This is a genomic window from Paenibacillus ilasis (assembly GCF_043195395.1).
Classification (GTDB): domain Bacteria; phylum Bacillota; class Bacilli; order Paenibacillales; family Paenibacillaceae; genus Paenibacillus_AQ; species Paenibacillus_AQ lautus.
On sequence record NZ_JBHDJG010000003.1, the window covers coordinates 474,541 to 487,914 of the forward strand.

Here is a 13,374-nt window from a genome sequence, read left to right on the forward strand (position 1 = left end):
TAATGGAATTTATGTGCTTGATACAGTTTCTCCTTACAGCACCGCAGCCTGCAGCTGCACCGGCCATTCCTCCTGCTTATATGCCATATCCCAGAACATATACTCCAGTTGGCAGCTCAGCATGAAATGCTCCGTCATCCGTTCCCGCTCGGCTGCCGTCGCACGCTCTGCCCATTCATCGACACGGTTGCAGAACTTGGCTGTCGCGTCTTCCCCCCGGTTGCCGTAGAAATAAATCCAGTCATAGAACGGATGGGACGCATCCGGCTTCACTTCATCCAGCAGCCTGCGGCCAATCTCCAGGTACGTCCACGGGCAAGGAAGCAGTACCGCCATAATCTCGCCCAGACTGCCCTCATGCGCCACCGTCAGCATATGACGGATATAATGATGCGCGGACGGAGCAAGCGGATACCCCTGAAGCTCTTCATAGGTCACCCCGGCGGCTGTGCAAAAATTCTGATGCGGGTGCACCTCGCTGTGCAGGATGAACGAAATCTGTTCGTTAAAGGTCACGATCTCTTCCCTGCTGGTCGATTTGGATATGGCGATACCGTAAATCCGCATGTAGGCATTCAAATACTCAAAATCCTGTTTTACATAGTGAATCAACTGCTCCCGCTCCAGATTCCCCTGGGCAATGCCTTTTACGAAGGGATGATCGAAGATTGCTTGAAAAATACCTTCCGCCTGCTGACGGAGCTCTTGCGTGAAACTCATTTTTGTCCCCACCTCCAACATATTGAAGAGCAGGAAGTCCGTAAGTCACGAGTTTCCAGGCAACGCTAAAAAGCCGCCCCCGAAAACTGGAGCGGCTTCGTCAACAAGCCCGAGTGCGCCAAAAAACGCACCGAGACCTCATATACGAAGGCTCCACTTTCCTACGCTAGTACGAACTAGATCAGGTTCAAAGGGTCCAAGATACGCTCTTGTCTCAGCCGCTAACGGCTCCCCTAGTGGACTTCCTATTCTTTTGTCTAATACTGTACATAGGTTTGTGGGTCGTGTCAAACGTGAACCGTTCGCGGACAGAACTCCACGCTTGAAACCTTTACATGACCGGGTGATCATAATGTTCTACGGTGGCGGTGGTTATTTTGCTAAATTAAAAAGCCGTATGCCCAAAACTTGTTTTGGGAACACTGACGCTCGGTTGTCATATATGCCCCCGCATAATGAGTACATCAGAGCAGCTCAAATAAATGAAATTTAAGGGAGCGAGCGTATTTATGACGAACCCATCGAAAGCGGTTAAACCCATTCCGGATGGCTATACCTCCGTGACACCGTGGATCATCTCAAGAAACTCCGCAGCGCTGATCGAATTGCTGCAGCAGGCTTTTCAAGCCGAAGAGTTAGCCCGCGTCTATGTTGGCGATGGTATCATCGGCCATGCCGAGGTGCGAATCGGGGACGCCGTCGTGATGATGTTTGACGCGAAGCCGGAATGGCCGGATAGCCCGGCATACCTCCGTTTATATGTTGAGGATTGCGATGCCGTCTACCAGCAAGCGCTGGCCGCAGGAGCCGTCTCGGTCACGGAGCCAACAAGCTTGTTCTTCGGTGACCGGGTGGGACGGGTACGGGACCCGTTCGGCAACTTATGGTGGATTCAGACGCGAATGGAGGACCTCACTTCTGAGGAAATGGAACGACGAGCCCAAGACCCGGAATACATCCGGGCGATGGCCTATGTTGCCGGAGCGGACATTGTGGTGAAGATTTCGTAAAAAGGTGGAAGCGAAGCAAAAGCGTCATTATAGGGAGGGCACGGATGGATTTGGTGTCCAGGGGATGCTTGGATGGCTGCCTACCAAAACGATGTAGAACCGCATGATTTTAAGTAGCTATGGTTTAGTGGTAGAAAACGGGGGAACTCAGAGTAGATAGCTGAGGCCACTGCTCGTCTTGGTGCTAGTGCTGATCTTGGTGCGACTGCTGGCCTTGGTGCTACTGCTGATCTTGGTGCGACTGCTGGCCTTGGTGCTACTGCTGATCTTGGTGCTAGCGCTGATCTTGGTGCTAGTGCTGATCTTGGTGCTAGTGCTGTTCTTAGTGCTAGTGCTGATCTTGGTGCTACTGCTGATCTTGGTGCTACTACTGATCTTGTTGCTACTGCTGATCTTGGTGCTACTACTGATCTTGATGCTAGTGCTCGTTTGCTACTACTCATCTTGGTGCTAGTGCTGAACTTGGTGCTAGTGCTCGAGGACAAGCGGACTGAGGATACGTTATTTAGCCAAATCGGGGTTATTTTCGAGAGCTAGCGGACACCAGATACGTTATTCATAGAATATGATGGCAAATAGGCACCTTATTGCGGTAATAAGGGATCCTGAGTCCGTTATATTTAACAATTGGGTGCGAATCAGGAAAATAAGGGAACTGGAGTCCGTTAACAGGTGGTCTTTTTGCTACTGCTCATCTTGGTGCTGCTGCTCGTTTGCTACTACTATCTTGGTGCTAGTGCTGGCCTTGTTGCTACTACTCATCTTGTTGCGACTGCTGGCCTTGTTTGCTACTGCTCGAGGGCGGCAAGCGGACTGAGGATACGTTATTTAGCCGAATGGGTGTTATTTTTGAGAGCTAGCGGACACCAGATACGTTATTCATAGAATATGATGGCAAATAGGCAGTTTATTGCGGTAATAAGGGATCCTGAGTCCGTTAGATTTAATAATTGGGTGCGAATCAGGAAAATAAGGGAACTGGAGTCCGTTAACAGGTGGTCTTTTTGCTACTGCTCATCTTGGTGCTGCTGCTCGTTTGCTACTACTATCTTGGTGCTAGTGCTGGCCTTGTTGCTACTACTCATCTTGTTGCGACTGCTAATCTTGGTGCGACTACTCATCTTGGTTCTAGCGCTCGTTTGCTACTACTCATCTTGGTTCGACTGCTGGCCTTGTTGGCTAGTGCTCGAGGGCAAGCGGACTGAGGATACCTTATTTAGCCGAATGGGTGTTATTTTTGAGAGCTAGCGGACACCAGATACGTTATTCATAGAATATGATGGCAAATAGGCACCTTATTGCGGTGATAAGGGATCCTGAGTCCGTTAGATTTATGAATTGGGTGCGAATTAAGAAAATAAGGGATCTGGAGTCCGTTAATAGGTGGCCTTTTTGCTACTGCTCATCTTGGTGCTGCTGCTCGTTTGCTACTAATATCTTGGTGCTAGTGCTGGCCTTGTTGCTACTACTCATCTTGTTGCGACTGCTAATCTTGGTGCTAGTACCGGCCTTGTTACTACTGCTCGAGGGCGGCAAGCGGACTGAGGATACGTTATTTAGCCGAATGGGTGTTATTTTTGAGAGCTAACGGACACCAGATACCTTATTTATAGAATATGATGGCAAATAGGCAGTTTATTGCGGTAATAAGGGATCCTGTGTCCTACAGATCTAAGAATCGGGAGCGAATCAGGGAAATAAGGGAACTGGTGTCCGTTAACAGTTCAGGGGCAGCGGCACGAAGAACGAAGTTGGTTAAACAGTGCTGGCAAGCGAGGTGGGATGAGCTGCCTACGCGGCGATACTCTCGACGCGGCGATGCGGCGATGTTGGCTACGCTGCGATTGCCGACGTAATGGTACTGCCTACGTGCGATGCTAGCGAGGCTGCATTGCTACCGATTCGGTGGTGTTGGCCACGCTGCGAAGCAAAAAAAGGAGGTATCCCTCAAGATCAAAGATCTTTTAGGATGCCTCCTTTTTTAGCTCTTTCCTAGCATCATCCGTTATTCGATAATACTAGCCTGCTGCATTCGTCTTCATTCATTACTGAATGCCGTAAAACTCCTGCAGCTGGTCAATCATCAGATTCGCTGCCAGGATGCCGCCTGCTGTATTCCAGATGGCATCATCCACTTTGTGGGCTTGGCCGTTCTTGACGACGTTCAGGTTTTTCCACAGCGGATCGTTGATCCATTCCTGCTCGGTTTGGTTGGCACCGCCATCCCCGGTTTCATAAGTGAAGTAGAACAGTCTGTCGGCATCTGCCTCAGGCAAACGTTCCTTCGTGATCTCGTCAACGAAATCGTCCTTGGCGTTCTTGGTCATGTCGTTGCGGGCGATACCGATTTTCTCGAAAATGACGCCCGAGAACGTATTGGTATGGTACACGCGCGTCTTGCCTGCCATGAAACGGACCACGGAGACGGTCTCGTCCAGCTTGCTTCCGGCCTTTTCTTTGAAATCCTGAATCCGCTTATCGTATGCAGCCAGGAGCTCTTCGCCTTCAGATGCCTTGTTCAGTGCCTTGGCATACAGCTCAAAATTGGTCTGCCACTCGCCGCGAAGATCCTCGGCAAAAACAGTCGGCGCGATCGCCTTCAATTGCTCATATACTTTCTCCTGACGCATCTTGTTGCCGATAATCAGATCCGGCTGCAGGCCGGCGATCAGCTCGATGTTCGGCTGGCTCTCTTCCCCGACAACGGTAACGCCTTCCATCTGGTCTTTAATATGCGGATACCATGGGTCGCCTGTCCAGGATCTAACGGCACCTACAGGCTTCACGCCCAATGCGAGAAGGGCCTCGGTTCCTTCATTCGTGAGAACCACCACTTTTTGAGGCGTTCCCTTGATCGTTTCCGTACCCATCGCATGCGTAACTTCATACGATTCGCTTGCTGCGCTTTCATTGTTACCACCTGCAGCATTCGTTGTGTCGCCGCCGGTACTGTTTGCGTTTTCTTTCGCTGGGCTTGCTCCGCACCCGGCAAGGATCACGATCATGATGAGAGCCAGCAAGCTAAACTTGAGGCCTCTCGTTGATTTATTTGCCATTCCTTTTCCCATACCTATCTAAATCCCCCTTGTGTCATATCCCTCTACTTGAAAATCATTATCAATCACTGATTCAAAACTATAAAGGGTTTTATGAAAAATATCAAGATATTTATGAGAATGATTATCAAGATCATTGACAGATGGGGTCCCTTCACCTAAAATTCATATGAACTTAATTATTCATGGACTTAAGAAAGTGAGCATATATGCGCGTATTCGGACTATTCATATCGCTATTGGCGCTGGCTGCTGCCGTTATGTGCAGCATCGCATTCGGAGTAACAAACATACCTCTTCATCAGGTATGGGAATCGTTCACTCACTTCAACGGGAGCAACGAGCATCTGATCATTCTCACGGCAAGACTGCCCCGGGCGCTCATTGCGCTTGCCGTAGGAGCAAGCCTGGCTGTTGCGGGTGCGCTCATGCAGGTTATCACCCGCAATCCGATTGCATCCCCCAGCACGCTGGGCGTGAACTCCGGTGCGGCCTTCTTCATTATTATGTCGGCGGGTTGGCTGGGCATAAGCGGACTCCAATCCCTTACCTGGGTCGCGCTGATCGGGGCCGCGGTAAGCGGCGGTATCGTGTTTTTCCTGGGCAGCATCGGCAGGGACGGCATGACGCCGGTAAAAATCACCCTCGCGGGTGCCTCCATAGCCGCCTTCTTCCATTCCTTGACACAGGGATTAATGCTCTCCGACGGCAAAATGTTCGATCAGGTCCTGGTATGGCTGGTCGGCTCGGTAGCCGGACGCGATTTGAACCAACTTGCAGCCGTGTGGCCGTACATGACCGTTGGCATGCTGGCTGCACTCCTGCTGGGCCGTCATCTGAACGCCCTCTCCATGGGAGACGACATCGCCCAGAGCCTTGGGCAAAAAACAGCCCTCATTAAGCTGTTAGCGGCAGCGGCCGTTATTTTGCTGGCCGGAGGTTCCGTTGCCGCTGCGGGACCCATCGCATTTGTCGGAATCATCATCCCGCATATCGTTCGGTATTTAATAGGAAATGATTATCGCTGGATTCTGCCTTACAGCGCGGTGCTTGGCGCACTTCTGCTGGTGACGGCCGATCTCGGCTCCCGATACATTGCCATGCCGAAGGAAGTCCCGGTCGGCGTGATGACTGCAATCATCGGCGTGCCGTTCTTCGTGTACATAGCCAGGAAAGGAAGACGAGCACAATGAGTAAACACCGCATATTCCGCTCCAGGAACGCTAAAGTATCGTTTATGCTGGAGAGAAGAACACTATGGGTATGCCTGATCCTATTCGTGCTTTGCATCGCCGCCATGATTCTTAGCACAGGAACGGGAAGCCAGTTTGTTTCGCCGCTTCATGTCATTAAAGCATTGTTCGGCGATGCTCCGCCCATGGAGCAGGTCATCGTCATGCAGCTAAGGCTGCCCCGAATTATCATCGCCGTGCTGATCGGAGCCGCTCTCGCGGTGGCGGGGGCTATTCTGCAGGGCGTCATCCGCAACCCCCTGGCCTCCCCCGATGTCATTGGCATAACGGAGGGAGCATCGCTAGGAGCCGTTCTCTTCATCTTCATATTCACAGGCACCGTATCGATCCATTGGATGCCGCTATTCGCCATCCTTGGTGCTTTTTTCATTACCGGACTGCTGTATGTGCTTGCGTGGAAGAATGGCGTATCGCCGCTACGGCTCGTCTTGATCGGGATCGGGGTATCAGCCGCCATCAAATCGATCTCCTACATGCTGATCATATCCGGTCCGCTGCAGTTGGCCGACCGCTCCCTTACCTTCATGGCAGGCAGCATTTACGGCATGTCCTGGGATAAGGATGTATTGACCCTGCTGCCTTGGGTAGCTGTACTGCTACCGCTTACCTGGCTGCAGGCCCGGAATGTGAACATCCAAGCCTTGGGAGACGACGTTGCAAGCAGCACCGGCGCCCAGGTTCAGAAACAGCGGCTGATCCTGATCGGACTCAGCGTCGCCCTGGCCGGAGCAGCCATCTCGATCGGCGGCGCCATCGCCTTCATCGGTCTGATGGCACCGCATATGGCCCGCAGGCTGGTGGGTCCATCTTTCGGGAGCGTCCTGCCGGTCAGCGCACTGATCGGTGCGATTCTGCTCCTTGTCGCGGACTTGGTAGCTCGGACGGCATTTCTGCCGCGCGACGTTCCGGCAGGTGTATTCACCGCCGCGATCGGCGCGCCGTTCTTCCTCTACTTGCTGTATCGTAACCGCAATCGATTCTAGAACCGAAAGGAGCTGGCGTCATGAATACGCTGGAAGCAAAGGGATTGGGTCTGTCCTATGGGGGAGACTTTATATTCGAAAATCTGGATTTAACCGTGCCTATAGGTAAAATCACCGTGTTTATCGGCAGCAACGGCTGCGGCAAGTCCACTTTGCTGCGCTCCATGGCCAGGCTGCTGAAACCGCAGCGCGGCTCGGTTGTATTGAACGGAGCCGACATCGCAAGCTTGTCCACCAAAGACGTGGCGCGTAAGCTCGCCATTTTGCCTCAAGGACCAACTGCTCCGGAAGGGCTGACGGTGATGCAGCTGGTGAAGCAAGGGCGCTATCCCTACCAGAGCTGGCTGCGTCAATGGTCACGCGAGGATGAGGAAGCAGTCACGGCGGCCCTGACATCCACGGGTTTGACCGAACTGGCTGACCGTACGGTTGACTCGCTATCCGGCGGCCAGCGCCAGCGGGCTTGGATCGCGATGACGCTGGCACAAGAGACGCCGCTCATTCTGCTCGATGAACCGACCACCTATCTGGATTTGACGCACCAGATCGAAGTACTGGATCTGCTGTATGAATTAAATGTTCAAGAACAACGGACCATCGTCATGGTGCTGCATGATATCAATCTGGCCTGTCGTTATGCCGATCATATCGTCGCCATTCGCGACGGGAGCATCAAGGCAGAGGGCAAACCGGGAGATATTATCGATTCCGAGCTGATGCAGACCGTGTTCCAGCTGCCGTGTGAGATCATTCCGGACCCACTGTACGGGACCCCGATGTGCGTCCCGCGCGGGAAGGGCATGCGTCGGCCTTCAGCCGTCAAGCTGGAATCGGCGGAACCCAAACCCAAACAACAAACAACGCCGACTCCAGCCCCAGAACTGGCACCGGTGTAGTATAAAGCGCAATTAAGCCGACTCCCTTTCGCATTCAAGCGGCAGGAGCCGGCCTTTTTGATTTAGGCGTTTCTTAACAGTATGGAGCTATGATCTAAAACAGGTTTCACAAAAACATGATACGAGGGGCAGCCGGGATGGCAGAGACATCAAATAAGCGTATCGGCTTTAACCCGTCCATCATTTTTGAAAACAAATGCCGACGCGAATAGAAAGACATAAAAATATGCAAAAAAAAACGCCCCCATGGTGGAAGGCGGTCCCTATATTCAAACGTAACGATCACCATGCTTCTACTGCTGTTGCTCACAACTGCTCCGCTATCGATTCATCATGACCATTTACCTAGGCGCAGGTCTCTTTTTCTCTGACGATGCGGGAGTACTTTGAACAGCTTGGATTTTTCACGTTTCCGTTGTTCCAACAGGTTCTTTACCCCTCGCATCAATATCCGGTACCTCATCTCATCCTCATGGCCGAACTTGCGCATTTCGTCAAAATACTCGTCTGTCATCCTATCACTCCAGCTGTATAAGTCTATAGAACTAGAGTATAGGACCGAACTATACAATTTCTAAACAAAACCGGTAACAGGCTAGGCCGATGGCGTTCTATGGGTGTAAAGCGAGAATTTCGGTTTCCCATTGATTGACAAGTATCATACAATGAACAGCAAAGGAGGATATCGCTCATGTGGAGTAAATGGAAGCTGAACCGGCCGGTCTGGGCAGGCATCGCCTCAGGCATTCTCCTCGGGCTGTTCCTTAAAATGATCGAGCACACCACCTCGGTGAAGGTCTATACGCTGCTGCTGAACGTTGATTACGTACCTGTCCTGAAGGAGCTGAAGCTCTCCGAACCTATCGAGTTTGCGCTGCATCTCGTCGTCTCTGTCCTGCTGAGCCTCGCTCTGGCCGTCTTTCTGAAGCAGAAGAATTGGTCCCGCGGACGAAGCTTGTCCTGGGTCTCCCTGGTCTGTATGGTCGTAGGACTTGTCCTGTATTCGACTACGGTCTTGTCCGTTCGCACACCAGAGCTGTCCGACTTCGCTGCCCTTCTATTCTGGTTGGCAGGTCATCTGCTATACGGCATTGCATTAGGCTGGCTGCTGACAAGTTCACGTGGAATCTCTGCCAAGATCGGGAAAGCAGTCATGCGAAAACGCCGATTTATGGATTAACGCAAAATGACCGCTTCACTTGAATAGGAGCGGTCACAGCTATGAAACCGAATGCGCACATGCCGCACTCTGTTATGGATCCTTCACTTTGGCGATGCTAGCGTCCCAGGGACAGGTCCTGGTCCACTTCGCTATCGGATTCCTCATCCTCGACGTTCGCGTCGTCACCGGATGCCGCTACGCCATCCATGAAATCTTGGATCTGACCGCTGTTGCGGGTCAACGTAGCAACGGAAACCTCATGCTTCTTCGCGATATCGGACTTCGTTGTTGAAATGTTAAGCGATGAAGTTACTATATATTCTAACGCACTTGCATATCCGCCCTGTTTGCGGTACTTCGGATTGGCTTCTCTGGAGAAACTGTTCCAGACCATCAGGAGGCTGAACACTTGAAACAGCTGCTGATCATCCTGCAGCTCATAATCCCGGCAGATCTGAGGAAACACAGACTCCGCAAGCTCACGATGCTCATCAGCGTTCCAGTCCATCCATCCCAGCTTGTCGTTAATCATCTGCCGCAATTGATCGACCTGTAGCTTAGGCTCTGCTGCTCTCGCACCAGGGAACTGGATGACTTTACCGTATACCGTGCGTTCATCTCTTTCAAGACAACATCTTTTGTACTTTTTCCCGCTTCCGCAGTGACATAGATCGTTTCTTCCTAGCTTTTTCATTTCCTAGCTCCTATTTGAATGATTTCTTCTATTATACATGGAAAATATGAAAATGCGCATCTCAACCTGTAGACCCTTTAGGCATGCCGGCCTGTCGCGTCGTAAACACTCTCCTACTGGGGGGGCTTCCAATAAGAAAATATCCAGGATGGATGTTAAATAGCAAAAAAAACGCGGGTTCTCTCTATGAAAGCCGCGCCCTTTCATATTATTCTATAATATCCTCATAACGCAAGTAGGATGTAACAAATTTGTTAGAACCTATAATAGACTGGTACCATTTTTGGTAAAGATTCCATAGATCCACGTCATATGGCTCTTTCGGCCCGCCCCCATGGTCACAGATAGCGACCGAGCACCTCCGCCACCGAGTCGGCGCACATCCGATAACCTTTCTCGTTCAGGTGAAGTCGGTCATACGACAAATAACCGTTCAGATCCTCTTTAACCCTGGCGTTCAGATCATGAATCGTAATGCCCATCGGCACAAGCGCCTCAATCGCAGCCTGATTGTAGGCATGGATCTCTTCATTGCTTCTGCCTGCCGATTCCGGATGCACAGGCGTCGTCGTGGCAAATACGATATGCGCGCCTGTCCGCTGCAGCTCGTGGGCAATCCGCTTCAAATGGGTTACATAATCGGTGATCGGCGTCAGCGTTTCGACCATCGGAGCCTCGTGGTGCACATCCCACAGTCCATTGTTCCAATGGACGATATCAGGCGTCCCCAGCTCTTTCATCCAGAGATTGACGCCCCACAGCGTATAAAACGAAAAGCGCCCGTTCTCCCCCGGTGCCACAACTTCTGCAAGGCCAGCCAGCCTTTCCCTAACGTAAGGCTCATATCCCTCCCGGATGGAATCGCCCAGCAACAAAATCCTCTTCATGTATCCGCCTCCTCTTCAATCCATATTATAGAGTAATAAAGTAAAACAGTCTTACCCTGATCATCCAGAGTAAGACTGCAAGAACAGCACGAGACGGAGCCCGTTATATCCCCCGGACTAGTATCCCAGTGCGGTTTTGGCTTCTTTCCACTTTGCATTCAGCTTGTCGAACGCTGCCTGCAGGTCGTCAGCCACGATATATTCCTGAACATAATCGCCGGTGCCGATGCCGATTTGCGCTTTATTGGCGATTTCGTTAAACTTCGGATCGGTCGCTTCGCTCTCGATCAACGTAGGATTAAACGATTGGAATTCGGCAAGCTGCGGGATGGAGGACTCTGCCGACTTGATGATCGGCATGAAGCCGGAATCCTCCACATAGCCGGATTCCTTCACGAAGAAATCGACCCAAGCAGTGGCAAGCTCTTTATTCTTGCTGTCTTTGCTGACAGCGATGAAGTAATCCGAACCGAGCGGTGCGTTGTACTTGCCGCTGTTATCATACGGGAGCGGGAAGAAGCCGATATCCTCCGAAGCTGCTCCTGCACCGATCACCTGCGGGATTACCCAGTTGCCCAGAAAGTACATCGCCGCTTTGCCGGCAGCCACTTCGCCCTTCGAAATCTCCCAGTTGTTCGTGTACAGGTCTTTCTCTACCCATTCGTTCTGCACGAAGGTGCGTCCGATATTCGCAAGGATCCCCCAAGCATTATCCACCTGGAACGGCGCCTCCTCGGTTACCTGCTTCGAGGCGAACTGCGGATCCCCGTTCACGTACCATGCCGAATTATCCGCCCAGTTGCCCATGGTCCATTGGGCCCCGAAGTTCATGTACAGCGGAATGATATCCGCCGCTTTCAGTTTCTCCGCAGCCGCGTAGAGCTCATCCAGCGTGGCTGGTACTTTATCGACGCCTGCGGCCTCGAATGCTTTCTTGTTATATACGATCCCTTGCGTATTCACACCCGTAGAGATTCCGTAGCGTTTTCCTTCGAATAGGGTATTGTCCGCAAAATAGACATCCTCGAACATCGCATCCGGCAGCGGCTCAAAATATTTACTGTACTCCGAGGTGGCAAGACCGGTCGGAATCATCAGCACGTCGCCGGCTTCACCCGTGGTCAGACGGACCTGAATATCCGTCGCATAGTTCGTCAATCCTTCGAATTCAATTTCGGCCTTCGGATATTTCGCTTTAAAGGCTTCCACGTATTTGTCCAGCGTGCCGTCATTCACCAGGTCGGTGCGGTGCGTCAGCACCTTCAGCTTGCCGCCAAGCTCCGCTTCGCCGGATGCCTCGGTTGGCTCGCTGCCTGCGTTATTGCTCGGCGGCGTCTCGGTACCTGCGTTATTTGTTTTATTCCCTCCGCAGGCGGCCAAAATGGATGATACGGTTAAGAGCAGAAGCAGTGCCATCGTGAATCTTTTTTTCATTTCGTCTTCCCCCTGTACGTTGAATGTGTTGCGCTTCCTGCATCCTCATGAAGCGTTACTGATATCGCTTACATTTCAAATGATAATCGCTAACACGCCCAAAACAAATGAAGTGTTTTTGTTTTTATTGTCATAAATTATGCTAACATATCATTTTCTTGTTAGGCTCCAGAAAATCTCCCCCTCTATAGCAAAATCGCACCGTGCGTTAAGCAGCATGCGGTGCGATGCTAAACCTCTATTCTAACTGTTCAGACACCGGGCTTAACCTGAGATAGCCCAACGGATTCCAATTTAAACCCGGATTCCGGCAGCATAATAATTCCTCACCGTCTCTCCGGCCTGCTTGCCGTACATACAATAATCATCATTCAGAGACGCTTCCTCCCCGCTGTACAGCCGTGCCGGCCAATCCCACAGCATATACCCCTGCATCCACTCTCGCTTGGTGCAGGCCGCGAACATCGCTTCATAATACCGCCGCTGTTCCTCCTCCGACGGGCCGCCGGGCAGCGACCAATCATTCGGGCGGGCTGCAGAGCCCTCGCGGCTTGGACAGCCGGCTTCCATGAAGAAGAACGGCTTGTTCCATCGGCGGACCGTGCCTTCGATCCGATCCAGCTGCTCCTCCCACTGGTCGATCGGATAATAGCCGCTGGAGGAGATGATATCTACCGCATCCCACCAGCGCACGCGCTCCTCCTGATATTTATCGCAGTTATACGTCACCAGTCCGCCATAGACGCTACGGACATCCGCAATGAGAGCTCGCCACTCCGCATCACGCTTGTCGGCCTGTACCATCTCACAGCCCACGCACAGCATCTCGCAATGCTCTTCCTCTGCAATTTCAGCATAATGGTGAATGAATTCCCCATAGGAGTGAAACCATTCGGCCCAGCTCGGTTCACCCGGAACCTCCTCGTCGAAGAAGGTAATGTGGGCCCGCCACGTTCCGTTCCCTACATTAACAACTGGTTTCAAGCACACCTTGAGGCCCATGCTCTTCGCCTTGCGGATGGCCCATCGCACCTCATCATCCGTCACCGTCGGTTCCTCCCGGAACGGAATCTCCGTCGACTGCGGCGTTGACTGCACGGCAGACAGCGCAATGGCCACCCAATTCACGTTCATCTCCGCCATGCGTTCCATGGAGAACGCAGCTTCAGGCCCCGTCCAGGATCCCCGCACGCCGGTCCATCCCCATGTCATGCCGCATACTTTTTCCGCCCACGTGTTCGTCGAGTTCATATATCGAGTCTCCTCTTCTTCATCGTCT

Annotated in this window: 14 protein-coding genes and 1 riboswitch; of the genes, 7 read left to right on the forward strand and 7 right to left on the reverse strand. The window is 52.0% G+C overall.

Features of this window, described 5'->3' with window-relative positions:
* Positions 1 to 33: 33 nt before the first annotated feature.
* Positions 34 to 720, reverse strand: a complete 687-nt coding sequence (tenA, locus tag ACETK5_RS26285; RefSeq protein ID WP_394058775.1) for a thiaminase II — start codon at positions 718 to 720, stop codon at positions 34 to 36.
* A gap of 141 nt (positions 721 to 861) precedes the next feature.
* A riboswitch (TPP riboswitch) is annotated at positions 862 to 965 on the reverse strand.
* A 264-nt stretch (positions 966 to 1,229) separates the two neighbouring features.
* On the opposite strand from tenA, the gene ACETK5_RS26290 reads away from it, so the two are divergent.
* The 3 genes from ACETK5_RS26290 (at position 1,230) to ACETK5_RS26300 (ending at position 3,586) form a co-directional block, all read left to right on the forward strand.
* The gene (locus tag ACETK5_RS26290; RefSeq protein ID WP_394058777.1) at positions 1,230 to 1,730 is read left to right on the forward strand and encodes a VOC family protein; all 501 of its coding nucleotides are present in this window, start codon (positions 1,230 to 1,232) and stop codon (positions 1,728 to 1,730) included.
* A gap of 178 nt (positions 1,731 to 1,908) precedes the next feature.
* Entirely contained in the window at positions 1,909 to 2,184 is a 276-nt protein-coding gene (locus tag ACETK5_RS26295) for a hypothetical protein (protein WP_394058779.1), read from the forward strand.
* Between the two features lie 1,204 nt (positions 2,185 to 3,388).
* The gene (locus tag ACETK5_RS26300; protein ID WP_394058780.1) at positions 3,389 to 3,586 is read left to right on the forward strand and encodes a hypothetical protein; all 198 of its coding nucleotides are present in this window, start codon (positions 3,389 to 3,391) and stop codon (positions 3,584 to 3,586) included.
* Positions 3,587 to 3,775: 189 nt separating this feature from the next.
* Here the strand turns inward: ACETK5_RS26300 and ACETK5_RS26305 are convergent, their stop codons facing one another.
* Positions 3,776 to 4,798 carry an ABC transporter substrate-binding protein gene (locus ACETK5_RS26305; RefSeq protein ID WP_100540481.1) on the reverse strand — a complete coding sequence of 341 codons (1,023 nt, stop codon included), beginning with the start codon at positions 4,796 to 4,798 and terminating at the stop codon, positions 3,776 to 3,778.
* A 197-nt stretch (positions 4,799 to 4,995) separates the two neighbouring features.
* Between ACETK5_RS26305 and ACETK5_RS26310 the strand changes: the two genes are divergently transcribed.
* From ACETK5_RS26310 to ACETK5_RS26320, 3 genes are read left to right on the forward strand one after another with little or no spacing between them, the layout of a single operon-like run.
* Positions 4,996 to 5,979, forward strand: a complete 984-nt coding sequence (locus ACETK5_RS26310; RefSeq protein WP_326115854.1) for a FecCD family ABC transporter permease — start codon at positions 4,996 to 4,998, stop codon at positions 5,977 to 5,979.
* On the forward strand, positions 5,976 to 7,022 hold the full coding sequence (locus tag ACETK5_RS26315) for a FecCD family ABC transporter permease (RefSeq protein WP_100540479.1): 1,047 nt from the start codon (positions 5,976 to 5,978) through the stop codon (positions 7,020 to 7,022). Before ACETK5_RS26310 ends, ACETK5_RS26315 begins: the two co-directional genes overlap by 4 nt.
* 20 nt (positions 7,023 to 7,042) lie before the next feature.
* Positions 7,043 to 7,918 (forward strand): ABC transporter ATP-binding protein, encoded by an 876-nt coding sequence (locus tag ACETK5_RS26320; protein WP_394058783.1) that lies wholly within the window; start codon positions 7,043 to 7,045, stop codon positions 7,916 to 7,918.
* 331 nt (positions 7,919 to 8,249) lie between these two features.
* Here ACETK5_RS26320 and ACETK5_RS26325 read toward each other — a convergent pair whose 3' ends face one another.
* Complete coding sequence (locus tag ACETK5_RS26325) at positions 8,250 to 8,432, reverse strand: hypothetical protein (protein ID WP_394058785.1); 183 nt, start codon at positions 8,430 to 8,432, stop codon at positions 8,250 to 8,252.
* Between the two features lie 177 nt (positions 8,433 to 8,609).
* Between ACETK5_RS26325 and ACETK5_RS26330 the strand changes: the two genes are divergently transcribed.
* Positions 8,610 to 9,098: a hypothetical protein gene (locus ACETK5_RS26330; RefSeq protein ID WP_394058787.1), complete on the forward strand. Its 489-nt coding sequence runs from the start codon at positions 8,610 to 8,612 to the stop codon at positions 9,096 to 9,098.
* A gap of 97 nt (positions 9,099 to 9,195) precedes the next feature.
* Here the strand turns inward: ACETK5_RS26330 and ACETK5_RS26335 are convergent, their stop codons facing one another.
* The 4 genes from ACETK5_RS26335 to ACETK5_RS26350 all read right to left on the reverse strand — a co-directional run bounded on the left by ACETK5_RS26335 (position 9,196) and on the right by ACETK5_RS26350 (position 13,346).
* Positions 9,196 to 9,774 carry a YecA family protein gene (locus ACETK5_RS26335; protein ID WP_100540475.1) on the reverse strand — a complete coding sequence of 193 codons (579 nt, stop codon included), beginning with the start codon at positions 9,772 to 9,774 and terminating at the stop codon, positions 9,196 to 9,198.
* A gap of 338 nt (positions 9,775 to 10,112) precedes the next feature.
* Positions 10,113 to 10,661, reverse strand: a complete 549-nt coding sequence (locus ACETK5_RS26340; protein ID WP_394058789.1) for an SGNH/GDSL hydrolase family protein — start codon at positions 10,659 to 10,661, stop codon at positions 10,113 to 10,115.
* Between the two features lie 117 nt (positions 10,662 to 10,778).
* Positions 10,779 to 12,095: an ABC transporter substrate-binding protein gene (locus ACETK5_RS26345; protein WP_100540473.1), complete on the reverse strand. Its 1,317-nt coding sequence runs from the start codon at positions 12,093 to 12,095 to the stop codon at positions 10,779 to 10,781.
* Positions 12,096 to 12,389: 294 nt separating this feature from the next.
* Positions 12,390 to 13,346, reverse strand: a complete 957-nt coding sequence (locus ACETK5_RS26350) for a glycoside hydrolase family 113 (protein ID WP_394058792.1) — start codon at positions 13,344 to 13,346, stop codon at positions 12,390 to 12,392.
* Positions 13,347 to 13,374 lie beyond the last annotated feature (28 nt).